A 21,741-nucleotide genomic window follows, 5' to 3' on the forward strand; every position below is an offset into this window, starting at 1 on the left:
TCTGTGAGGTTCCATGCCTGCATTTCGCGCTTTGCAATCGCCTGCCGTCCTTCCAGCCCGGCTTTCGGCATGGCGGTCCCCCGCCGCGACATGTCTGGCCACCGGCGCCCTGCTGATGCTGTCGGCCTGCGATTCCCAGCCCGATGCGCCGGCAGCGGCCTCCGACGCCAGCAGCGAAAGCGCCTATGTTTCCAAGGGCAGCTTCCAGTGCCACGCGGGCAAGCCCTGGCAGAAGGTTCAGGTCACCTCCACCGCCGATGTCGCCCCCGGCGCCACCGCCAAGATCACGGTGGAAACCCCGCCCGCCATCATGCCGACGCTGACCGGCGACAAGGCTTTCCTCTTCTGTCAGGCCGACCAGACCCCCTGTGTCGGCACCTCCTGCCACGGCAACCCGCCGGTCGACTTCATCGGCGAAAAGGGCGAAAGCGGCCTCACCTGGGAAAGCAAGGAAAGCGCGGGCGGCAATGACCGCAAGATCACCTTCACCGCGCTGGCGCATAATTCCGATCTGAAAGAGACGCATCACGTCACGCTGACGCTGGATCTCTCCACTCCGAATTGATCGGGCCCGACGTGACGGGAATGCGGGGCGCCATCACCACGCCCCGCATCCCATTCAAAGCGCCAGAAGGCTCCGCAGGCTGCGCGCCACGAATTTGGCCGTCATGCCATAACCGCGCTGGGGCGTGGGATGGCGGTTGTCGATGTAGCGGCCCAGCGGATTGCCGATCTCCCAACTGACGAACAGCCGCCCGAAGTCGATCAGCGGCAGGTTGTTGGCCAGCGCCAGATCGCGGATCACCTGCACATATTGCCCTTGCGTCGGATAGGCCGAGAGGTTGCTGGGGAAGGGAATGCTCAGGATCACATCCGTGGTGGGCAGCAGGGCCGCGATGATCGCCTGCATATTGGCCCGGAAGGTGGCCACGGGCACGCCGTTCGACCAATCGTTGATGCCCAGATTGATAAAGGCCGCGACCGGCCTGATCGCCGCCAGAACCGACAAAGGCGAACGGTTGTTGGTGGTGGCCGCCCAATCCACGCTCGACGATCCGGCCTTGGCCATATTCGCCAGCATCACTTTGGGCGCGGTCGAGTTGCGCAGGGTCATCCCCTGCACGCGCGGATTGCCCGCGACCTTGGTGACAAGCACCGGCTCGCTGCCCAGCGCCTTGCTCAGGGTCGAGAGCGTGTAATTGCTGGACGTAAGCACCACATTGGTCACCGCGCCCGAGCCGAACTGCACCCCCACCGTGCTGGCCGTGCCGCCGGAGGAGAGGATCAGGTCGAGCTTGTCATAGGCCTTGGTCGGCGTGAAGGTGATCGCCCCCGTCGCGGCATCGAGCGAGAGCGGATAGCCCCCGATCGAAAAGTCACCACCAAAACCAACCCCCGCCCCCAGCGTCAGGCGCGGGTCATAGGCGGGCAGATCGGACACCGTGGTGGTGCTGATCTGATTGCCGTACCAGCCATTCTCGTCGATGGCCATGAAGGGCGAGATCAGCGGCAGCACCTTCCACGGATAGGAGTTCGACTTGAGGTCGCCCGCCCCGCGCGTGCCCGCCATGGTGCTGTCGCCGATGAAGGCGAACAGCGTCTGGGTGAGCGCCACCCCGTTTTCCGCATCGAGCAGGGCGTTGCTCAGGCGCGGCACCAGAGTCGCATCGATGCGCTCGCCGCCGAAATGGCTGGCGCCCGCCGCCACCGCATTGCCGGCCGCGCGGGCCTTCAGATAGGCTGCTGCTGCTGAAACCATGGGGCCCCTCCCTTACTGCGCGATGCGATAGGTGAGCGAACCCGCGCTCAGCGTGACCGCCATATAATAGCTGGCCGCCGCGTCGCTCTCGGTGGCGACCTGCTCGTTGACGATGCTGCCGGTGACGCCGGTAAAGGACCAGCTCGCCCAGACATCGCCCCCGGCCGTCAGCCCGGCCATCGTCGCGCCGCCATCGGTGGAGCGCAGCAATTGCGCCTTGCCGCTGGCGCCGGTGCCCACCAGCGTGGCCCAGATCTCCCGCGCGAGCTGCGGGGTGAAAGGCCCCTGATTGTGCGCTGCGGTATCGGTGATGCTGCCCACCAGCGGCGCCGAGCTGGCGGCAAAGGCCTGCGCGCCCGCCACCGGCAGGGGCGCGGCCTGGCTGACGGTCACCGCCTTGCCCTGCCCATCGGCAAAACCCGAGGCATGCACGGGCACGAAGCCGGCAGGCTGGGCGATCGGAACACTTCCTTGCATGGCTGCCTCCTGAATTGATCACAATGTTCGATTTATGTTCCTTATGTGAGGGCAGACCGAGTAGGAAAGGCGAAAGTGAAGAACCGGCCGGAGCACATCAGGCCACCGCCCAAATGCCGCAACGCAACAATGATCGGTTGCCATTTTCGTCAGGGCGTCGATATATCGGTTTATGCCTAGTTGGGCGGCCCATGGGACCTGTCCGTGCGGGCCTGCGGTTTTTCGGGGCCAAAATTTTTTGGGGCCACAATTTTCGGGGGACATCGTGGCCATCAGGGTGATGCATATCATCACGCATCTCGATCTGGGCGGGGCCGAAGGCGTGGCGATGCAGCTTGTCGAGGGACTCGCGGGCGACGTCGATTCGGCGGTCTTCGCGGTGCTGCGCGACAAGACACTGTCCACCATCGGCGCCGACATGGCCGCGACGGCTCAAAGACTGGGCGTGCCGGTATTTTTCGGCACCGGGCGCGGCTTCAAGTCGGGCGGCGTGGTGCTGGCCGCGCTGGCGCTGGCCAAAGCGGTGCGCCAATTCCGCCCCGATGTGCTGCATGTCCATACCGAGATCCCCGAGCTGACCCTTGCGGTCGCCTGCGCGCTCTCCCCCCCGCATCGCCCGCACGCCGCTGCTGCGCACGGTGCACAACAGTGTGCTGTGGATTTCATGGGGCGGAATCGGGCGCTGGGTGACGCGGCGGCTGGCGCATGGCACGGCGGTCGCGTGTTCGCACGCGGCTGCCGATTCCGACGCCGCCATCGCCGCCGGGGTCGAGCGCCCCCGCGCCGCGGTGATCTACAACTCCGTCACCCCGCCGCCCGTGGTCACGCCGCGCCCTTCGCCCTCACCCTTCCGCCTGCTGTTTGCCGGGCGGCTGGTCGAGCAGAAGGGCGCCGATCTGCTACCCGCCATCCTGCAACAGGCGCAGGCTCTGGCCAGCCGAGCGGATGTGGTGGTGACCGTGGCTGGCGAAGGCACGCTTCACGCCGAACTGGCGGCGGCCTTCGTGCAAGGCTCCGGGCGCTGGCAGGTCGAGATGGTGCCGCCCATCGCCCAGCTTTCACGCCATCTGGGCGACTATGACGCGGTGCTGCAGCCCTCGCGCTTTGAAGGTTTCGGGCTGTTTCAGCTTGAGGTGCTGATGGCCGGGCTGCCGCTGATCACCTGCCACGCGCCCGGTTTGGCCGAGGTGCTGCCGGATGCCTATCCGCTGGCCACCCAGCCGGGTGACGTCGCGGCTTTGGCGCGGGTTTTGGCCGGTCTGGTCGACGATCCCGACTCTCACCGCCGCGCCGCCACCACTTACCGCGCGGCGCTGGTCGAGCGCTTCGCGCCTGCCCCAATGCTGGCGGCCTATCTCCAAACCTATCGCGCCTGCGCAGGAGCACAGAAATGAGTGTCATCGTCGCGATCAAGGCCCTCAATGAGGAGGCGCATATCGCGGCCGCGCTGGAAAGCGCGCTGGCCCAGACCGAAGCGCTGGGCGGACGCGTGGTGCTGGGCGACAGCGGATCGCGCGATGCCACGGTGGAGATCGCCCGGCGCTATCCGGGGGTGAGCATCGTGCAACTGGCCGACCCCAGCCAACGCTGCTGCGGCGCCGGGGCGCAACTGGCCTTTCAGGGCGCGCTGCAGGCGGCGGGCGGGCAGGATTACCTCTATCTGCTCGACGGCGACATGGTGCTCCAGCCCGAGATGCTGAGTGCGGGCATCACCTTTTTGCGCGAACATCCCGGCCACGCCGCCGTGGCGGGGCAGGTGATCGAGGCCAACACGCAGAGCATCGAATTCGAGGCACGCGCCCGCAACGACAAGGCCAAGCGCAAGGCGCCCACGGAGGAGGTCGACCGGCTCGACTGCGGCGGGCTCTATCGGCTGAGCGCGCTGCGCGATCTGGGCTATTTCGCCGACCGCAATCTGCATGCCTTCGAGGAGTTCGATCTGGGCGCCCGTCTGGTGGCCAAGGGCTGGAAGCTGGCACGCATCGATGTGCCCGGCGTGCAGCATCACGGCCATGCCATGGGCGGCCTGCCGCTGGTGTGGAAGCGCATCACCAGCGGCTATGCCGGGGGCACCGGCGAGGTGGTGCGCGCCGCCATCGAGCAGGGGCGCCTGCCCAAGATGCTGCGCGGCTTCTCGCATCTGCGCCATGCCGCGATGGTGGTGGCCTGGTGGGCCTTCCTGCTGCTGAGCCTGCTGGCGGGCTGGTGGTGGGTGCTGCTGGGCGCGCTGGCGCTGCCGGTGGCCTTTCTGGGGGCAAGGCGCCGCAGCCTGCGCCACGGGCTCTATTCGCTGGCAACGTGGAACATGCATGCCGTGGGGCTACTGCAGGGCCTGTTTCGCCCCCGCATCCCCCCGCGCCAGCCGCTCGACATGGTGGTGCTTCAGGACGGCACTGCGTGAGAGGATTCACCGGCAAGATGGCGTGGACGGTGGGGGGGTTCTTCGCCTCCTCCGGCCTGCGCTTCATCCTCAACATCATCCTCTCGCGGCTGCTCGCGCCAGAGATCATGGGGGTGATGGTGGTGGTCAACGCCGTGCGGCTGGGGATCGAGCTGCTGACCGATGTCGGCATCGAGCAGAACATCATCCACCACCCCGACGGCCTGACCCGCCCCTTCCGTGACACCGCATGGACGATGCAGGTGATGCGCGGCGTATTCCTCAGCGCGCTGTTCGCTCTGGCCGCGCCCTTTCTGGCCGAGGCCTATCACATCGATGTGCGGATCTTCCTGCTGGCGGCCTGCTCGCCGTTCCTTGGCGGGCTGCATTCCACCGCCGTCTTCGTGCTGGTCAAGCAGATGGAGGTGCGCCGCCGCAACCAGTTCGAAATCGGCAGCGAGGCGCTGGCCTTCGCCGTCTCGGTGACGCTGGCCTGGACCCTGCGCTCGGTCTGGGCGCCCGCGCTGGCGCTGGTGGCCAGCGTGGCGATCCGCTCGGCGCTCAGCTATCTGCTGCCCGATGCGCGGCAGGGTTTTCGGATGGATGCCGCGATCCGGCAGCGGATCGTCCATTTCGGCAAATGGATCATGGTCACCTCGCTGGTGATGTATGCCGCCACCAATCTCGACCGGCTCTATCTGGGCCGCGCCGTGCCCATCGCGCTGGTGGGCATCTATGGCATCGCCCGCGCCATCGCCGACCTGCCGACCACGCTGGCCCGCCGCCTGAGCTATCAGATCATTTTCCCCGCCATCGTCGCCGCCCGCAATGGCGAGGCGGAAGGCGTGGAGCACCATATGGCACGATCCCGACTGGTGTTCGTGGCTGGCGTCTGCGGCGCGCTGGCGGTGGGATCGGGCATCGGGGACTGGCTGATCGGCCTGCTTTACGATCCGCGCTATGCCAGCGCAGGATGGATTCTGGGCGTGCTGCTGATCGGCGGGATTTTTGCCGTGCTTTCCAACCTCAATGAGGCGCTGCTGCTCGGCGTGGGGCGGCCCGCGCTCAGCAGCTATGCCAATGCCGCGCGTTTCGCCACCATGGCGGTGCTGCTGCCGCTGGGGCTGCATCTCGGGGGCTTTCCCGGCGCGGTGATGGCCATCGCTTTCGTGGAGATTTGCCAATATGGCTATATTTCGGCAGGGCTGCTGCGCATGAAGCTGGGCTATTGGCGGCAGGACGGGCTTGCTCTGATCTTCGCCGCCGCCGTGCTGGCCGGGGTCTGCGCCCTGCGGCTGGCTTTGGGCCTTGATCTCTCTTTCACGCCGATCCGGGGGCTTTTGCCATGACGCGCCTGCTTATCGTCCAATATGCCGGAGATTACCGCGAGGCCCGCCAGCGCATCATGCAGGACGGCAGCGAGATCTATTACGGCCATTCCTATGTCCTCGACCAGCTCGACCATCTGGCCAGTCGCCATGGCGAGGCCGCCTTCATGTGCTGTCTCGCCCCGCATTATGTCGAAAAGCTGGACAATGGCGTGACGCTGATGGGCGCCAATGCCGGGCGGCGCGGCGGGATCGACCCGGCCCCGGTGATCCGCATGATCGCCGATTACGACCCCACCCATCTGATCGTCCACGGCCCCCTGAACGCCCTGCTGCGCGACGGGCTGAAGCGCGACATTCACCTCGGCTGCATTCTGGCCGACAGTTTCAACATGCATCCGCTCGACCGCTGGCTGCGCTTCGGGCGGTTGCCGGGGCTGCTGAACGACAGCCGCGTGACGCTGGTGGCCAATCACGGGGTCAATTCGGCGCGCTCGCTGGTGAAGCTGGGGGTGCAGGCGGAGAAGGTCATCCCCTGGGACTATCCGCAGATGCGCCGCCCCGAGCATTGGCCGGTGAAGGCGGCGCCCGCGCAAGGCAAGCTTGAACTGCTCTATGTCGGCTCGATCGGGCGCAAAAAGGGGGTGGGCGATGTGATCGACGCGCTGGCCCTGCTGCAACACCGTCCCGAAATCGTGCTGAAAATCGCCGGCGCCGGCCAGCGCGAAAGATTCGAGGCACGCGCCCAAAAGATGGGCGTGGCCGACCGGGTGGAGTTCCTCGGTCTGGTCCCCAACGGCCGGATCATGGAGATGATGCATGCCAGCGCGGCGGTGATCGTGCCCAGCCGCCATGCTTTCCCCGAGGGCCTGCCGCTGACGCTCTATGAGGCGCTGGCCTCGCGCACGCCGGTGATCGCCTCGGACCATCCGATGTTCTCGGGCCATATCGAGCATGGGCACAGCGCGCTGGTCTTCCCGGCGGGCCAGCCGCGCGCTCTGGCGCAGCAGATCGAGACGCTGCTGTCCGACCCGGCGCTTTACGCCCGCATCTCGGAAGGGGCGGCGCAGGCCTGGCAACGCATGCAGATCCCGGTCCGCTGGGGCGAGATGGTCGACCGCTGGGTGGCGGGCAGCGACGAGGACCGCGCATGGCTGGACGGCCATACGCTGGCCAGCAATCCCTCGCCGCATATCTGAGGAACACGGCATGGCAGACAGGGCTGAAACGACATATCCGCAGGTGGTCTTTGCCCTCACCCACACCACGCCGGGCGGCCTGCGCGAAATCTGGCAGGATGTGGCGCAGGGGCTGAGCGCGCACGGCCTGAGCACCGGCCTACTGGCGCTCTATCCCCAAGAGGCCAGCGAGGCTGATGAAGCCCGCCGCGACGGCTGGCGGTTCATCGCCGCCCAGCCGCTGCGCCGCGCGCTGGCGGGGCTGGGCCTGCTGCGGGCGACGGTGGCATGGCTGCGCAAGCACCGGCCTGCCGCGATCATCACCGCCATGCCGATGTCGAATGTGCTGTTTCCACTGGCGGCCACGCTGGCGGGGGTGCGCACCAAGGTGATCCTGTCGCATCACACGCCATCTTTCACCTATCAGGCGGCGCTGAACCGCATCGATAAACTCACCGGCGGCCTGCCCTGCGTGGCCAGCATCGTCAGCGTCTCGGACGCGGTGGGCGCCTCCTTCGAAAGCTGGCCCGCGCGCTATCGCGCCAAGCAGCGCACCATCCACAACGCCCTGCCCGAGCGCATCGAGGCGATGGTCGATGCCATCGCCGCCGGCCACAGCCGTGAGAGCGCGGCCCAAGGCCTGATCGTCGCGGTGGGACGGCTGTCGCGCCAGAAGAACCATCCGCAACTGATCCGCGCCATGGCCCTGCTGCCCCGCGCCCGGCTGGAGATCATCGGCGCGGGCGAGGATGAGGCCGAACTGCGCGCGCTGATCGCCGAGCTGGGTCTGGAAGACCGCGTCACCCTCCCCGGCCAGATGCCGCGCGAGGAGGCTCTGCGCCGCGCTGCGCAGGCCGACATCTTCGCTCAGGTCAGCCTGTTCGAGGGGCATAGTCTAGCGCTGATCGAGGCGGCGCGGCTGGGCCTGCCGCTGGTCGTCTCGCAGGTGCCGGTGCAGGTCGAAGGCGTCACCGATGAAAACGGCCGGCTCTGTGGCCTCACCGTGCCGCTCGACGATCCGCAGGCGCTGGCCGAGGCTCTGCGCAAGCTGCTCGACGAGCCTGCCGCCTATCGGCTATGGGCGGAACGGTCGATGCGGCTGGGCATGATGCGCGGCAGCAAGGCGCTGATCGACCGCTATGCCGCTCTGCTGGCCAGCCATGGCATCAACGCGGCCAAAGCACCGCGCCCCGCCCCCGAACCCCGCGCGGCAGCAAGGGACATGAGCAAGGCATGAGCGGCATCCGGCACACGCAGACCCCCAACCTCCCGGCGCTGATCACGCCGGGCCTCAGCGACCATCTGTGGCGCCCGCGCTGGGCGGGGATCTGTCTGGTGGGCTTTCTGCTCTTCGGGCTGATCGGCCTCAACCCGCTGGCCGACAACAATTCCATGGCCGGGTCCTCGGACGGCAATATGGGCCAGCAGGTGGTCATCATCGGCCTGACCGGGCTGCTGCTGCTCACCACCTGGCGGCCGGGCAATATGCGGGCCAACCTTGCCCTGTCATGGCCAATTCTGGGGCTTCTGGCCTATTGCATGTTCACGCTGGTATGGTCGGCGGTGCCGATGATCGGCCTGCGGCGTCTGGCGCTGACCACGATCGGCATATGGGTGCTCTACCGCGCCACCACCGAACTGGGCTATGGCCGCACGCTGCTGCTGATGCGGATCGTGGCGATCATCCTGCTGGTGGCCAATTATCTGGCGGTGATGTTCACCGCGCACGGCATCCACCATTACGAGCTGGGCTCGATCTCGACCGAAGCCGGAAGCTGGCGCGGCATCATGATTCACAAGAATCTGACCGGCTCGGCCACCGCGATCAGCGCGATCCTGTTCATCTTCGACCGGCGCAACTTGTCCAACGCCTTTTGCAATGTGGTGCTGGCGGCGATCCTGGTGTTTCTGGTCTTCACCCAGTCCAAGACCTCGATCAGCAGCATGGGCGCGGCGCTGGCGGCGGGCTATGCCATCCGTTTCCTGAAGGTGAGCAACCGGTCGCAAACGGCGATCTCGGCCATCGTGATCTTGCTGGCGGCGCTGCCGCTGGCGGCGATCTATTTCGGCGATCTGATCGAGACGCTGAACGACCCCAACGCCTTCACCGGGCGCGGGCAGATCTGGGCCCTGCTGTTCCGTTATGCCGGGGACCATTTCTGGACGGGCGCCGGTTTCGGTTCCTTCTGGCAGGTGGGCGCGGCCAGTCCGGTGCTCTCGCTGGCCAGCGGCTGGGTGGCGGAGCTGGCGGCGGCGGGGCACAATGGCTATCTCGACCTGCTGGTCACCATCGGCTTTCCGGGGCTGATGCTGGCGGTGCTGGTGCTGCTGGTGATGCCCGCCCAGCGCCTGATGCTGGCCGACAGCGCGCCGCGCGCCAGCCGGTCGCTGCTGTTTTCCATCGTGGTCTTCTGCATCTTCAACAATCTGACCGAGAGCGAGCTGATCTCGGGCGTGATCGTCGACCAGATGTTCCTGACGATCACCCTGGCGCTGATCCCGATGATCGCCCCGGCGCGCAAGCCAGCCGCTAACACCGGTTTCGCCCATAGAGCCCTGCGCAGGCTGAGCCGTTAAAACAAAGGGCCGGGCGACGCCGCCCGGCCCTTTGCTGTCTTACGCCAGATCCAGCGCCCCGGTCAGATCGCCCGGCAGCGTGCCATCGACCGCCTGCATCGCCTTTTCGCGCTCGATCAGGCCCGGCAGCTTCTCCAGCCCCCAGCGGCGGGTGATGAAACGCAGGATCGATCCCGTGTCATAGACGCTGTGATCGACATGGCCCTTCTTGGCGTGGGGGCTGACGATCACCGCGGGAATGCGCGTGCCCGGCCCCCAGCGGTCGCCCTTGGGCGGAGCGATATGATCCCACCAGCCGCCGTTTTCGTCGAAGGTGATCACCACCAGCATCTTGCCCCATTGCGGGCTGCGGCGCAGCGCATCGACCATCACCGCAATATGCTGGTCGCCCGCCTCCACATCGGAGTAGCCGGCATGCATGTTGAGATTGCCCTGCGGCTTGTAGAAGGTGACCGCCGGCAGCTTGCCCGCCGCGATGTCGGCCAGCAGCTTGTTGGTGCGCGGGCTCTCGCCCTCGCCCGCGTCGCGCAGATGCTCCGCGCGGTCGGCGGTGCCGGGGGCAAAGCGGCTGTAATAGTTGAAGGGCTGGTGATGCACCTGAAAGCTGGCATGACCCGCAAAATCGGGCGTGCTGCCACCGGCCAGAGCCGTGCCCCAGCCGCCGCTGTACCAGGCCCAGCTCACGCCCTTGTCGCTCAGCACATCGCCGATGGTCTTGTGAGTCTGCGGGATCAGCGTGCTGGGGCTGGTCCAGTCGGCATAGCCGGGCTTGGCCGGGTCCAGCTTGTAGGCGGGCGCATAGGGCGGGGTCATGGTGTTGACCGCGTAGAAATCGGGGGTCAGCACATTGCTGGTGAACTTGGCCGGGCCTTCCATCGCACTGGCGGGCGAACCTTCGCGCAGCAGCGGGCGCAGGCCCTTGGGATCGCTGGGGTCCAGCTTGGTGATGCCGCCCTTGGCCGGGCTCTTGTCGGCTTCAGGGTAGAAGGGCGGGCGGGCGCAGATCAGATATTGGTGGTTGACGAAAGAGCCGCCAAACACGCCCATGAAGAAGTTGTCGCACAGGGTGAATTCGCGCGCGATGTTCCACAGGCGCAGCTTGGCCGAAGCCTCGCCGTAATGGCCCATCACCAGAGCGCCGGAATCGCCCCAGGCCACGAAGCCGTCATTCTTGCCGTCGTTGATCTGCAACTGGTTGTTGTAAAAGGCATGGACCAGATCGCGCGTCACTACGCCATGCGGCAGCGGATCGCCCTGAGGCGTCTTGAGCGCGAAAGGCGCATTGGCGAGACCGGTGATGTCGCCCTGAGCGATCAGATACTCCTTATGCTCCACCACCTGCTTTTCAGGCACCATGCCGTTCCAGATCGGCGGCAGGGTCTTGAGCTGGGTACCATCGCGATCGCGCTGCTTGTAGGTCTCGGGATCGACGACCGAGAGCGGCACCTGAAGACCCGGAAAATCGGCGAAGAGATTGTTGAAGCTGCGGTTCTCGCAGAAGATCACCACGACGTTCTCGATCTTCTCGCGCAGCGCGGCATCCACGGCGCTGTCGCTCAGCGCGGTGCCTTTCAGCACATCGCGGCGGCTGTGCGTCGCGGCCTGCGCCGAGCTGTCCACCGAAGCGGCACCGATGGCGGCGGCGATGCCACCCAACACCAGACGCCTGTCTGGATTAAGAGGGCTGGGGTTGAAGGAGGTGTCGTTCTGCGTGGGGGTCTTGTCGGTCATGGAATCTCTTTAGCCTGAAGTGCGGCGCAGCCTAGCGACGAAATATGGCAGATTGGCGCAGCAAGACCATTACGCCTTTCGCCGCATCAGCCGCGCCACCAGCGTGGCAGCGGTCAGATCACCCGTGACGGTGGCCGCCGTGATGATCGGGTCGGGCAGTGCGATCACCGCAATGTAGAGCGGCATGATCGCCAAAGGCGCGCCCAGCACCTGCAGCCCCGGCGCATAGAAGGCATAGATCACCGCCGCGCCCGGCAGACCGCCCGCCGTCATCGAGCCCAGCACCACCGCCACGCCCGCCAGCACCAGTTGCGTCAGCGTCGGCTCGATGCCCGCCGCGTGCGCAGCGACCAGCACGGCGGGAATCGCATTGGCCACCGTGCCCATGCGGAACACCGAGACGGCCATCGGGATCACCAGCCCCGCCACATCCTCGGGCAGGCGCAGCTTCTCCAGCGCTACCTCCAGCATCACCGGGGTCGAGGCCATGGAGGACGACGTGCCCGCCGCCATCGCCTGCGCCGGAGCCACGGCGGCGGCGAAGCGGCCCAGCCTCTCGGCCCCCAGCAGCGTCACCAGCAGATAGCACACCAGCGCCATCACCACGCTGTTGCCCAGGCACAGCGCCACGAAGATCGCCAGCATCCGCGCCACCGCCAGACCCGAGGTCGTCGCCAGCCCCAGCGCCAGAATGAAAATGCCGATGGGCGCGGCCACCAGCACCCAGTCGACGATCACCATCATCGCCTGCGCCACCTGCCCCAGCGTGGAAGGCAGCGTCGAGGGTTTCCCCTCCCCGTCCTTCAACCGCGCAATCGCCAGCCCGAAAGCCAAAGCGAAGATCACCAGCGGAAAGATCTGCCCATTGGCGGCGGCAGCCACCGGATTGTCGGGAATGATCGCCAGCAATTGCTCCGACAGCGAGGGCAGCTTCTGCCCGCCCGCGTCGGTCAGGCCCGCCAGCGCATGAGGCGGGATCGGCCAGAGGTGCAGCGCCGTCTCGGTGGTGATGGTGCAGATCACCGCTGTCAGCACCAGCAGCGCCAGAAACACCGCCAGCGTGCCACCGATCAGCCGCCCGCCACGCCCACCCGCCATCGCATCGGCCGCGCCATGCGCCACCATCGCGAAAACCAGCGGGATCAGCGTCATCTGCAAGGCGCGCACCCACATCTGGCCGAGCGGCTGGATGGCGCTCACCGCAGTCAACATGCCGCCATGGCCCGTCGCCCGGATCGCCAGCCCCCCGATGATGCCCAGCGCAAGGGCGAGAAGAATCGATTGGGTGCGGGTCATGCAAGCTCCGGAAAAACGCGAAGCCTTGGCGTTTAGGCCGAGTGGATCGGTAGGGAAAGGGGTGGTTTGCGCGAAAGAAGAGGGGAAGGAAGAAGATGCGAGGGGGTTACCCCCTCGCGCTCCCATGACGTCTTCCGGCGCAAGGGCAGGGGCGCCCGGTCGTTGTGTGGGAACTCTCCACCTGCGCAACCTGAGGCGCCGCAGGCAGGAAGCCTCGGCGCCTTCTATCGCTTTAAAGCCTGCGGCGCGGCAAACCGGGCACAAGGCCGAACCCGATGCACCACGTAGACACTAAAGGGAGCGCGAGGGCGATGGCCCTCGCATCTTCACTTCTGCCTAAATCCGATCAGGACCCATAGCTGTACCCATCGACATAGCCATAATTCCCGCTGGCCGTGCGCGCGTCATATTTGCTGACGATACCGCCCAGCAGGTGCCCGCCCGAACGCTGCAAGCGATCCAGCGACTGGCGCGCCGCCTTCACCTGCACCGTACCTGCTTCCATCACGAAGATGGTCGCCTGCACCGCCGCCGAGAGCTGCGGCGTATCGGCCAGCGACAGCACCGGCGGCGAATCCAGCACCACCAGATCATAGTCGGCATGCACCTTGGCCAGCATCTCGCCCAGCGCCGAGCCCGCGATCAGATTGGCAGGGTCGGGCGGGATCGGGCCGCTCGGCAGGAAGGACAGGTTCTCGATGGAGGTCGTCACCACCGCCTTCTCGATCTCCAGCTTATGCGCCAGCACCGAGGAGAAGCCGTCGCCGTCATTGTCGATATCGAGCAGCCGATGCAGCGTGGGGCGTCGAAGATCGGCATCGATCAGCAGCACGCGCTTGCCAAGCAGCGCGAAATCGCGGGCCAGCGCATAGCTGCTGGTCGATTTGCCTTCGGAGGGGCGGTTGCTGGTCAGCAGCAGCGAAGCCGGCGTGCCCGAGGCCGAGGACAGTTCGATCGCCGTGCGGATGGCGTGATAGGCCTCGGCAATGTCCGACTTGGGGCTGAGCAGCGTGGCCAGCGGCGCGCCGCTCGGATCGACCGGCACGGCGCCCAGCAGGGGAATGTGCAGGCGGCTCTCCACCTCGCGCGGGTCGGTGATCGTGTCGGAGACGCGGGCGCGCAGCAGCACCGCCAGACCCGCCGCCACCACGGCCAGCGCCATCGCCGCCGCCAGATTGACGATCTTGCGCGGCGAGGTCGGCTTGCGCGGCGCCTCGGCGATATCGACCTGGGCGATGTTGTTGACGGCCACGCCCGAGGCGGCGCTGACCTCCTTGTAGCGCTGCAGCAGGCTGTCATAGAGCTGGCGGTTGGTGTCCACCTCGCGCTTGAGGATGTTGTAGCGCACGCTGCGGTCCTGCTCGGAGAGCGTGTCGCCCTTCAGCCCGCGCACCGCGGCCTGAATCGCATCGTCCTGACGCACCGCGACCAGATACTGGTTCTTGATCGAGCCACGGATCGATTCGGCCAGGATGCGCGCTTCCTTGTCCAGTTCCTCCAGCTCGGTGTTGGCCTGAACCACCGAGGGGTGCTCGGGCTTGAGATGGGCGCGCAGCTCTTCCAGCTTGGAGGAGAGCTGGGCGCGGTTCTGCAGCAATTGCTGCACCGCGCTGTTGCTCAGCACTTCTGGGAGCTGCATCAGCGGCGTGCTGCTGGCCTGGCGCCAGCGTTCCTCGGCCTGCAGGCGCTCCGCCTTGGCGACACCCGAGCGCTGGTTCAGCTCGACCAGATTGGCCGTCACCAGCGATTGCGGCCCCTGCGGCTGCCCCACCGGCACCGCGCCCGCGCTGGCATCGATCAGCCCGGCGGTACGCGAATAGGTGATCAGCGTGCGCTCGGAATCCTCAAGGCGGCTCTTGGCCATACCAAGCTGCGTGTTCAGGAAATCGAGCGAATAGCTGGAGGCGGAGAATTTGCGCTGAATGTTGCCCTTGATGAATTCGGCCACGAAGGTGTTCGCGATCTGCGCCGCCAGCACCGGGTCGCGGCTCTTGAACATGACGCCGACGACGCGGCTGTTGTGCGGCAGATCGACCTGCAGGCTTTTCTGCAGCGTGTCGATCACCAGATCCTCGCGCTCGCCCACCGCCAGATTGCCCGGAGCATGGCCGGTGGTGCGCTGCATGAAGTTGTCGCTCGCCGCCAGCCCCAGCACGTCCGACACGCGCTTGGCCATGGAGCGGCTGCCCAGAACGTCGACCTGGGTCTGCAGGAATCGGTCGGCATCGGCGGCGCTGGCCGCCGGATCATTGTCCTCGGTCGCCAGCACCTTGCGCGTCTGCTGGTCGATCTGCACGCTGGCCCGCGCGGTGTAGATGCGCGGCATCATCACGATCGAGGCAATGCCCAGCGCCAGCCCCAGCACCAGAATCAGCGCCACCAGCCGCCGGTTGAGCAGGAAGGCATGCTTGAGCGCCTCGAAATCGAGGATGTCGGCATCATGCTCGGGCGTGTTCACGCCATGAGGGTCCGCCTGCTGAATGGGCTGATCGCCCTGAACGGTCTGCACGGCCTGCTGGGCATTCATCCGCTGTATGCTCCGTTCGAAAGGGTCAGAATTGCGCAAAGACGTTCAGCAGCGGCGCGGCGCGCAGCAGATCGTGCCAGACCTGCTTGCCGGTCGAGTGACCGACGACGATGACGTCGCGCGACAACAGCTGGGGGTCCCTGTCCTCGCCCCGGCGAATGCGGTTGAGATCGAAGACCGCGCCAAAACGCTTGCCGTTTTGCACACGCACGATGGCGACCTGCCGGAAGGCGGCATTCTCGGTCTCGCCCTTGGCCAGCGCGATGGCGTCGAGCAGGCTGGTGGCGCCATGGATCGTATAGATGCCCGGTTCGGTGACCTGGCCTTCCACGGTGACGCGCTGCGACACCGAGCTGGCGATCGATACCGTCACCTGCGGGTTGACGTAATAACGCTCGCCCAGCTTGTCGGCCAGCACGTCGGCCAGCTCGACCGAGGTCTTGCCCGCGGCATGGACGCGGCCGATCAGCGGCATGGAGATATCGCCCGCCGCATCCACCGGAATGCCCTTGGCCGAAATGTCGGATTCCTGGAACACGGTGATGTCGACGGAATCGAGCGGCCCGATGCGATATTCCGGCACGCTGCCATCGTCGGTGGGAGCCGGGATCGCCTTATAGGCAGCCTCCCCCTGAGCCAGCGGCGAATGGGCGTAAGAGCCGGCGCAACCTGCCAGCAGGCAGCTCATCAGGCCAAGCAACAGCACACGGCCCGGTGCCGCACGTCCCGTTTCAGCCACCCACTCTCCCTCCACTGAGGCCTTCCTAACTTGCGACATCATGAAGCCTCAAATGCTGAGTGGAAGTCCGTAATCTTAGGTGCACCACTTGTCAGCGCGCTGTCAATTCGCAAACGCGAAAGCCAAGTGGCGAAATGCCGCAACTGCGAAATGTTGAAAAAACGCCCCGCTGTCTGGCTTTACATCAGCGTCAGGACTGTGAATCCTGTATGACCGGGCCGGCTCTGCGCCGTATTACCGTGACAATTCAGCGACAAGCCGCCGGATAGGGGCGACAAGCCGCACGACAGGATCACGCAGATGGGGTCAGGCGGATGGCTGATCCGCCTGGATCACCTCACGCTTGCTCCCCTCCAGATAGAGGGCCGTGAGCACGCCGGTGGTATAGGCGCCGGTATCGATGCCGATTCGGTTGCCGCGCATATCGACCTGCGGGTTGATGCTGTGGCCATGCACGACGACCGCGCCATGGTTGGTGGTGTCCTCAAGGAAATCCTCGCGGATCCACAGCAGATCCTCGCGCTTCTGGCGGCCCAGCGGCACACCCGGCCGGACACCGGCGTGGCAGAAGAAGTAATCACCCGATTCCGCCGTCAGCGGCAGGCGGCGCAGCCACGCCGCCAGCGACGCCGGCACCGTGCGCCGGATGCGGGCCATACAATCATCGAGATCCTCGCCCGAGGCAGGCGGGCGCAGCCCCATGCTCTCCAGCGTCTGCACGCCGCCATAGCTCATCCAGCTCCGCAGGGCGCGCTGGTCGCCGCCCAGCACGCGCAGCAGAACTTCCTCATGGTTGCCCTGCAGCACGATCAGCCCTGGCATCTTCTTTTGCGCCTGATAGAGATAATCGAGCACCTTGAGACTGTCCGGCCCGCGGTCGATCAGATCGCCCAGAAAGATGATGTGCAGCGAAGCGGCGGGCGGCAAGGCGGCATGATGGCGCGCGACCTTGTCCATCAGCGCCTGCATCAGGTCGAACCGCCCATGCACGTCACCGATCGCATAAATGCGGTCCCCCGCATCGGTCGAGGGCGCAGCAGAAGAGCGTCTTGGCAGCGGCATGAAGCAAAGAATCCCGATCAATCAGTCTGCCGAAGCGGCCTGTGTACAAAAGCATGGACCTTACAGGCCCTTGTCCCTGTTTTATCCTGTGTTTTATCGCGTTTCCAGACCGTTTGACCTTAAGGTTTGCGGCGGAAACGCTCTAAGATGGGACAGGACATAGTCAAAAGGCCGCAGCGCAACAAATCCATTTGCAAGGTGGCTCCGCAATCGACTAGGCTGATCGAAGGGGCATGTCGGGCGATGGTCGCAAGATCCCGAGCCGCAATGTCATATGTGCCGACCTTTCGGGCTTTGCAGTAGGTTTAGGTGGATGAAACCCGAGAACAAGCCCCTCCGCGCAAGAGCGTCTCAGCGGTGAGTGCAGCGCAGCAATCGTCTCTGGCTCATGAGCCTGTTTCTTCCGGGCACGCAGGTGCCGCCGGGCAAAAACGTGTGGCCCTGATCGCCTCCTCGGGCGGTCACTGGATCGAATTGATGCGCATCGCGCCCGCCGTGAAGGACTGCGACTGCCTGTTCATCAGCACCACCCAGGGGCTCTCGGCGCCGGTCGGTGATCGCCCGGTGGTGCAGATCATGGATGGGTCGCGCGATACGCCCTGGCAATTGCTGCGCTCTCTGGCGGGCATTGTGCGGACCCTGCGCGATTTCCGCCCCGATGTCGTCATCACCACCGGCGCAGCCCCCGGCGCGGCGGCGCTGCTGATCGGCAAGATGCTGGGCGCGGTCACCATCTGGACCGACAGTGTGGCCAACAGCGAGGAGCTGTCGCTCAGCGGCAAGTTCGCTCAGGGCTTCGCCGATCTGCGGCTCACCCAATGGGAGCATCTGGCGCGCAGCGATCAGCAGATCACCTATCTGGGGCGTGTGCTGTGATCCTGCTCTCGGTCGGCACCCAACTGCCCTTCGACCGTCTGGTCAGCACGGTGGACGCATGGGCCGCGCGGCGCCCCGATGTGGAGGTCTTCGCGCAGATCGGCCCCTCGTCCTATGCCCCCAAGGCGATGAAGAGCGAGGCCTTCATCGACCCCGACCGGTTCCGTACCCTGCAGGCGCAATGTTCGCTGATGATCTCGCATGCCGGCATCGGCTCGATCATCAATGCGATGGAGATGCGCAAGCCGATCATCATCCTGCCGCGCGACCATCTGCGCGGCGAGCATCGCAACGGGCACCAGATGTCCACCGTGCAGCGCTTCCGCCATCTGCCCGGCGTCTATGCCGCGCGCGATCAGGAGCATCTGGTCGAATTGCTTGAGCAGATCGACACGCTGCAACCATGCGAATTGCTGCCCTCCCAGGCGCCGGACGACTTCATCACCGGCATGCGCGATTATATCGCGGTGGCTCGGCCCATGCCGCTCTGGCGCATTCTGGCCCGCGCGGTGCGCAGCGCGCTGTGAGCGGGCTCTCCCCCCACATCCGGCTTGGGCTGCACCGCAGCATCCGCAATCCGGCAAGGTTTGAGGCGGCAGGTCCGGCATGAGCATCGAGAGCATCGCCCACATCCCGGCCAAGGATCCCCCGGCGGAGGCATGGCCGCTGTTTTGGCGCTATTATCGCCGGCTGGTCGATGTTCTGTCCCTGGCAGGCCTTGCCGGGGTGGTCGGCACCACGCTGTACTGTCTGGAAGTGCGCGCCCATTATGAGCGTTCCTATGCCGCCGCTTTTCTGATCGCCTTGCTCGGGCTGGTCGTGATGCTGCTGGCCTGGGCGCAGCAGGCGATCGCCGCGCGCGATCTGGCATCGTGGCGCGATATGGTCGAATGGCAGATCCGCGCGGCCCATCGCAAGATCGCCCAGCGCGGCGGCGAAAGCGAGTTGCACGATCAATATTTCGAGATCCTGATCGATACGCTGATCGCGGATATGCACGCTGGCGTGGATGCTGCGCCCGTGGAGGATCCGCAAGAGCGATGACGAAATTGCCGTCGGATCAATTGGGCGAAAGCTGGGCCCGCTTCCTGTCGCACTGGATCGCATCCTGCTTCGGCTTCATGCTGAACCGGCTGCTGCCGCTGGTGCTGGAATGGCCCGCGCCGATCGAGCATCCGGTCTTTCCCCGCTGGTGGATGCTGCTGGGCTCGGCGGGGCTGGCCTCGCTGCTGACGGTGGTGTTCAACGCCAATCTGCCGGTCACCGCGCGCGAGCTGATGAAAAGCGCCGCCATGGGCTTTGCCATCTGCGCCATCCTGCAGATTTTCGGGCTGAACGGATAGGCTTGCGTCAAGGCGCGACGGCGCTTTGCTGCACCGCCGGCGTGGGCTGGACCGTCAAGCGACGCGTGAGCCAGCGGGTCAAAGGCCGCTCGACAAAGCGCCAAACCAGCCATGCCGCCGCTGCGCAGATCAGGCAGGCCAGCGCCATCAGCACACAGAGCAGCCCAGTCCTCCCTGCCGCCACCCGCGTCAGAACCACGCCCAGCGCGCCCAGCAGGAAGCTGTGGGTGAGATACATGCTGTAGGAGGCATCGCCAAAGGCCCGCGCGACGGTGGCAAAGCCGGACTGCCCGCCTGTACCCTCCAGCAGGCTTGCCAGGGCCAGCGCGAGCGTGACGCACAGGGCGCCCACCATCGTGATCTCCTGCGCGCCAAAACGGACCGCGAGAGCAAGAGGAAGCAGCATCATGAGGCATAGGACAGCATCGGCCACAGGCACGCGCAAGGTGCCGAAGCGCTGCCGGATGCCTCCCAGCGCCATGCCGATGACGAAATAGAGCATCACCGGCCGGGTAAAAAAGAACAAAGGCACCGGCGTCCCAGCCACCAGCGGAGGCGCAGGCACCAACATGCCGACCAGCATCAGTCCCAGCAGTGCCGTCATCACGCCGACCAGACCGATGCGCCGCGGCGCCATCAGCGCGAGGGCGAAGGCCGCATAGAAGAACATCTCATAGTTGAGCGTCCAGCCCAGTTCGTAGACCGGCAGCGTCAGGCCCTTATAGTCCATATAAGGCACGAAGAGGGCCGACATCAGAGCCAGCGGGGGCGTCGGCACCGGATAGACCGCATTGGTGCTGTAGCGGAACGTCACATAGGCAAACGCCACCATCAGCGCAGAGGTAAGGTAATAGATCGGGGCAACCCGCAAAAAGCGACGGAGGAAGAAGCGTTTGCCGGCGCTGGGGCGGCCAAACTCATCCGCGGTGGTGTAGACCATGATGAAGCCGCTGATGGCAAAGAACACCCCCACCCCGATATGCCCGCAGGACCACACCCAATCGGGCAGGGGCTGAGCGAAGGCGCCGCGTTTCGTCAGCCGCTCCAGCAGATGCACGATCACCACCAGGCAGGCCGCCATGCCTCTGAGGGCCTGAATCGGGACGATCGCTGCCTTATGGGTATGGAGGGCTGGCTTCATTGTCCCCTTCTAGCCTTCTTCACGATCCATCACAGGGACGATTGGTGTTCAGAGCTTCCAGTCGATGGGGGGGCTGCCGTTCTCCGTCAGAAAGGCATTGGTTTTGCTGAAATGGCCACAGCCCATAAAGCCGCGATGCGCGGACAGGGGGCTGGGATGAGGGGCTGTCAGGACCAGATGGTGCGGCTTGTGCAGATCAGCGACACGCGCCGCCTTTTTCTGCGCATGGCTGCCCCAGAGCAGGAAGACGCAAGGCGTTTCCTGTGCGGCAACCGCTGCCACGGCCGCATCGGTGATCGCCTCCCAGCCCATGTTCTGATGCGAGCCAGCCATGCCTTCCTCGACCGTCAGCACATTGTTGAGCAGTAGAACGCCTTGCTCCGCCCAATGGGTGAGGTTGCCATGACGCGGCATGGGCAAGCCGAGGTCGCGCTCCTGCTCCTTGAACATGTTCAGCAGAGAAGGGGGAATACGCACTCCGTCCTTGACGGAGAAAGCCAGGCCATGGGCCTGCCCTGCGCCGTGATAGGGATCCTGCCCCAGAATAACCACGCGCACCGCCTCTGGCGGGGTCAGGGCAAGCGCCGTCAGCCGCTCACCGCGAGGTGGAAAAATGTGCTTCCCGGCCTCTTCCTCAGCACGCAGGAATCCGCCGAGCCGCCTGGCTTCGGGCGTTTCCAGAATATGGGATAAAATGGGACGCCAGGAGAGCGGAACCCCGTCATGCGCCGCCATTCGTTCCTCCGCCAATCAACAATGCCAGGCCTGTGGCATGTCGCATAATGACCGCTTTATCAACCGCCACAGGCAATTGATGGAACGAATTATCGATGAAATAGAGGGAGAAGCCCGTTAGACGGGCTGACTGTGAATGGGTTTTTTTTTTGAGCACGCTGGCGATAATGCCTGGCGACGACCTACTCTTCCAACGCTTGAGCGTTAGTACCATTGGCGCGGACAGGTTTCACGGCCGAGTTCGAGATGGGATCGGGTGGGTCACTGTTGCTATGGTCACCAAGCAATATGGCCAGCGTGCTGCAGCGAGCATGAGGCAGGTTCGTGACCTGCCTTGCGCAGGGTTACCCCTGTGCGGCTTGCTGTTGCGGTGTTTTTTAATCAGATGTTGTGATTGGCTGTGACGATTGTCCGCCTTCACGATGCGCTGCCTGGTTGATCTTTATGGGATCATCCTTTGTGCAGGCCTCTTAGTGATGGTGGGGTTCATCAAGCATGAACAGAGTGATTAGTACCGGTTAGCTCCATGCATTACCGCACTTCCACACCCGGCCTATCAACGTGATGGTCTATCACGACCCTCGAAGATACC

Annotated in this window: 21 protein-coding genes and 2 rRNA genes; 11 read left to right on the forward strand and 12 right to left on the reverse strand. The window is 65.4% G+C overall.

Annotated elements, in window-relative coordinates; genetic code table 11:
• Window positions 1-13: 13 nt before the first annotated feature.
• Window positions 14-565: a hypothetical protein gene (locus tag ABDW49_RS19230; RefSeq protein WP_343614027.1), complete on the forward strand. Its 552-nt coding sequence runs from the start codon at window positions 14-16 to the stop codon at window positions 563-565.
• A 54-nt stretch (window positions 566-619) separates the two neighbouring features.
• On the opposite strand, the gene ABDW49_RS19235 is transcribed toward ABDW49_RS19230, so the two are convergent.
• The 3 genes from ABDW49_RS19235 to ABDW49_RS19245 form a co-directional block, all read right to left on the reverse strand.
• Window positions 620-1,759 carry an SGNH/GDSL hydrolase family protein gene (locus ABDW49_RS19235; protein WP_343614029.1) on the reverse strand — a complete coding sequence of 380 codons (1,140 nt, stop codon included), beginning with the start codon at window positions 1,757-1,759 and terminating at the stop codon, window positions 620-622.
• 12 nt (window positions 1,760-1,771) lie between these two features.
• The gene (locus ABDW49_RS19240) at window positions 1,772-2,236 is read right to left on the reverse strand and encodes a hypothetical protein (protein ID WP_343614031.1); all 465 of its coding nucleotides are present in this window, start codon (window positions 2,234-2,236) and stop codon (window positions 1,772-1,774) included.
• A 97-nt stretch (window positions 2,237-2,333) separates the two neighbouring features.
• Window positions 2,334-2,795, reverse strand: coding sequence for a hypothetical protein (locus ABDW49_RS19245; protein WP_343614033.1), 462 nt, complete (start codon window positions 2,793-2,795; stop codon window positions 2,334-2,336).
• Window positions 2,796-2,817: 22 nt separating this feature from the next.
• Between ABDW49_RS19245 and ABDW49_RS19250 the strand changes: the two genes are divergently transcribed.
• Genes ABDW49_RS19250 through ABDW49_RS19275 form a run of 6 tightly spaced genes read left to right on the forward strand, consistent with a single transcriptional unit; the run spans window position 2,818 to window position 9,699 of the window.
• Window positions 2,818-3,630, forward strand: a complete 813-nt coding sequence (locus ABDW49_RS19250) for a glycosyltransferase family 4 protein (RefSeq protein WP_343614035.1) — start codon at window positions 2,818-2,820, stop codon at window positions 3,628-3,630.
• Window positions 3,627-4,637, forward strand: coding sequence for a glycosyltransferase family A protein (locus tag ABDW49_RS19255; RefSeq protein WP_343614037.1), 1,011 nt, complete (start codon window positions 3,627-3,629; stop codon window positions 4,635-4,637). The genes ABDW49_RS19250 and ABDW49_RS19255 overlap by 4 nt, the downstream gene beginning before the upstream one ends.
• Window positions 4,634-5,965, forward strand: coding sequence for an oligosaccharide flippase family protein (locus ABDW49_RS19260; protein WP_343614039.1), 1,332 nt, complete (start codon window positions 4,634-4,636; stop codon window positions 5,963-5,965). Before ABDW49_RS19255 ends, ABDW49_RS19260 begins: the two co-directional genes overlap by 4 nt.
• The gene (locus tag ABDW49_RS19265; RefSeq protein WP_343614041.1) at window positions 5,962-7,143 is read left to right on the forward strand and encodes a glycosyltransferase; all 1,182 of its coding nucleotides are present in this window, start codon (window positions 5,962-5,964) and stop codon (window positions 7,141-7,143) included. Before ABDW49_RS19260 ends, ABDW49_RS19265 begins: the two co-directional genes overlap by 4 nt.
• A gap of 10 nt (window positions 7,144-7,153) precedes the next feature.
• Entirely contained in the window at window positions 7,154-8,359 is a 1,206-nt protein-coding gene (locus ABDW49_RS19270; protein ID WP_343614043.1) for a glycosyltransferase, read from the forward strand.
• Window positions 8,356-9,699 (forward strand): O-antigen ligase family protein, encoded by a 1,344-nt coding sequence (locus ABDW49_RS19275; RefSeq protein WP_343614045.1) that lies wholly within the window; start codon window positions 8,356-8,358, stop codon window positions 9,697-9,699. Before ABDW49_RS19270 ends, ABDW49_RS19275 begins: the two co-directional genes overlap by 4 nt.
• A 39-nt stretch (window positions 9,700-9,738) precedes the next feature.
• Here the strand turns inward: ABDW49_RS19275 and acpA are convergent, their stop codons facing one another.
• From acpA to ABDW49_RS19300, 5 genes are all read right to left on the reverse strand, one after another.
• Window positions 9,739-11,430 (reverse strand): acid phosphatase, encoded by a 1,692-nt coding sequence (acpA, locus tag ABDW49_RS19280; RefSeq protein ID WP_343614047.1) that lies wholly within the window; start codon window positions 11,428-11,430, stop codon window positions 9,739-9,741.
• Between the two features lie 69 nt (window positions 11,431-11,499).
• Window positions 11,500-12,726 carry a cation:dicarboxylase symporter family transporter gene (locus tag ABDW49_RS19285; protein ID WP_343614049.1) on the reverse strand — a complete coding sequence of 409 codons (1,227 nt, stop codon included), beginning with the start codon at window positions 12,724-12,726 and terminating at the stop codon, window positions 11,500-11,502.
• A gap of 346 nt (window positions 12,727-13,072) precedes the next feature.
• Entirely contained in the window at window positions 13,073-15,253 is a 2,181-nt protein-coding gene (locus ABDW49_RS19290) for a polysaccharide biosynthesis tyrosine autokinase (RefSeq protein ID WP_343614051.1), read from the reverse strand.
• A 25-nt stretch (window positions 15,254-15,278) separates the two neighbouring features.
• Entirely contained in the window at window positions 15,279-15,992 is a 714-nt protein-coding gene (locus ABDW49_RS19295) for a polysaccharide biosynthesis/export family protein (RefSeq protein WP_343614053.1), read from the reverse strand.
• Window positions 15,993-16,298: 306 nt separating this feature from the next.
• Window positions 16,299-17,054 carry a metallophosphoesterase family protein gene (locus ABDW49_RS19300; RefSeq protein WP_343614055.1) on the reverse strand — a complete coding sequence of 252 codons (756 nt, stop codon included), beginning with the start codon at window positions 17,052-17,054 and terminating at the stop codon, window positions 16,299-16,301.
• Between the two features lie 435 nt (window positions 17,055-17,489).
• Between ABDW49_RS19300 and ABDW49_RS19305 the strand changes: the two genes are divergently transcribed.
• The 4 genes from ABDW49_RS19305 to ABDW49_RS19320 all read left to right on the forward strand — a co-directional run bounded on the left by ABDW49_RS19305 (window position 17,490) and on the right by ABDW49_RS19320 (window position 19,273).
• Window positions 17,490-17,930 carry a glucuronosyltransferase gene (locus ABDW49_RS19305; RefSeq protein WP_343614057.1) on the forward strand — a complete coding sequence of 147 codons (441 nt, stop codon included), beginning with the start codon at window positions 17,490-17,492 and terminating at the stop codon, window positions 17,928-17,930.
• Entirely contained in the window at window positions 17,927-18,457 is a 531-nt protein-coding gene (locus ABDW49_RS19310; protein WP_343614059.1) for a glycosyltransferase, read from the forward strand. Before ABDW49_RS19305 ends, ABDW49_RS19310 begins: the two co-directional genes overlap by 4 nt.
• 79 nt (window positions 18,458-18,536) lie before the next feature.
• Window positions 18,537-18,974, forward strand: coding sequence for a hypothetical protein (locus ABDW49_RS19315; RefSeq protein ID WP_343614061.1), 438 nt, complete (start codon window positions 18,537-18,539; stop codon window positions 18,972-18,974).
• Entirely contained in the window at window positions 18,971-19,273 is a 303-nt protein-coding gene (locus tag ABDW49_RS19320; RefSeq protein WP_343614063.1) for a hypothetical protein, read from the forward strand. The genes ABDW49_RS19315 and ABDW49_RS19320 overlap by 4 nt, the downstream gene beginning before the upstream one ends.
• A gap of 7 nt (window positions 19,274-19,280) precedes the next feature.
• Here the strand turns inward: ABDW49_RS19320 and ABDW49_RS19325 are convergent, their stop codons facing one another.
• The 4 genes from ABDW49_RS19325 to ABDW49_RS19340 all read right to left on the reverse strand — a co-directional run.
• Complete coding sequence (locus ABDW49_RS19325; protein WP_343614065.1) at window positions 19,281-20,414, reverse strand: acyltransferase; 1,134 nt, start codon at window positions 20,412-20,414, stop codon at window positions 19,281-19,283.
• Window positions 20,415-20,462: 48 nt separating this feature from the next.
• On the reverse strand, window positions 20,463-21,149 hold the full coding sequence (gene ung / locus ABDW49_RS19330) for a uracil-DNA glycosylase (RefSeq protein ID WP_343614067.1): 687 nt from the start codon (window positions 21,147-21,149) through the stop codon (window positions 20,463-20,465).
• A 169-nt stretch (window positions 21,150-21,318) separates the two neighbouring features.
• Window positions 21,319-21,433, reverse strand: a 5S ribosomal RNA gene (gene rrf / locus ABDW49_RS19335).
• Between the two features lie 201 nt (window positions 21,434-21,634).
• Window positions 21,635-21,741: ribosomal RNA gene (locus tag ABDW49_RS19340) — 23S ribosomal RNA — on the reverse strand; the annotation flags it as partial.

The sequence above is a fragment of the Novosphingobium sp. genome, from assembly GCF_039595395.1.
GTDB lineage: Bacteria > Pseudomonadota > Alphaproteobacteria > Sphingomonadales > Sphingomonadaceae > Novosphingobium.

Bases quoted from the DNA above. Each gene is read 5' to 3' on its own strand.
- ABDW49_RS19230 (WP_343614027.1), top strand. From the start codon at position 14: ATGCCTGCATTTCGCGCTTTGCAATCGCCTGCCGTCCTTCCAGCCCGG.
- ABDW49_RS19235 (WP_343614029.1), bottom strand. From the start codon at position 1,759: ATGGTTTCAGCAGCAGCAGCCTATCTGAAGGCCCGCGCGGCCGGCAAT.
- ABDW49_RS19240 (WP_343614031.1), bottom strand. From the start codon at position 2,236: ATGCAAGGAAGTGTTCCGATCGCCCAGCCTGCCGGCTTCGTGCCCGTG.
- ABDW49_RS19245 (WP_343614033.1), bottom strand. From the start codon at position 2,795: ATGGACATGCAGCACATCGGGGCGGAATTGGCGCACCGCTTTGGCCAG.
- ABDW49_RS19255 (WP_343614037.1), top strand. From the start codon at position 3,627: ATGAGTGTCATCGTCGCGATCAAGGCCCTCAATGAGGAGGCGCATATC.
- ABDW49_RS19265 (WP_343614041.1), top strand. From the start codon at position 5,962: ATGACGCGCCTGCTTATCGTCCAATATGCCGGAGATTACCGCGAGGCC.
- ABDW49_RS19270 (WP_343614043.1), top strand. From the start codon at position 7,154: ATGGCAGACAGGGCTGAAACGACATATCCGCAGGTGGTCTTTGCCCTC.
- ABDW49_RS19275 (WP_343614045.1), top strand. From the start codon at position 8,356: ATGAGCGGCATCCGGCACACGCAGACCCCCAACCTCCCGGCGCTGATC.
- acpA (WP_343614047.1), bottom strand. From the start codon at position 11,430: ATGACCGACAAGACCCCCACGCAGAACGACACCTCCTTCAACCCCAGC.
- ABDW49_RS19285 (WP_343614049.1), bottom strand. From the start codon at position 12,726: ATGACCCGCACCCAATCGATTCTTCTCGCCCTTGCGCTGGGCATCATC.
- ABDW49_RS19290 (WP_343614051.1), bottom strand. From the start codon at position 15,253: ATGAATGCCCAGCAGGCCGTGCAGACCGTTCAGGGCGATCAGCCCATT.
- ABDW49_RS19300 (WP_343614055.1), bottom strand. From the start codon at position 17,054: ATGCCGCTGCCAAGACGCTCTTCTGCTGCGCCCTCGACCGATGCGGGG.
- ABDW49_RS19315 (WP_343614061.1), top strand. From the start codon at position 18,537: ATGAGCATCGAGAGCATCGCCCACATCCCGGCCAAGGATCCCCCGGCG.
- ABDW49_RS19320 (WP_343614063.1), top strand. From the start codon at position 18,971: ATGACGAAATTGCCGTCGGATCAATTGGGCGAAAGCTGGGCCCGCTTC.
- ABDW49_RS19325 (WP_343614065.1), bottom strand. From the start codon at position 20,414: ATGAAGCCAGCCCTCCATACCCATAAGGCAGCGATCGTCCCGATTCAG.
- ung (WP_343614067.1), bottom strand. From the start codon at position 21,149: ATGGCGGCGCATGACGGGGTTCCGCTCTCCTGGCGTCCCATTTTATCC.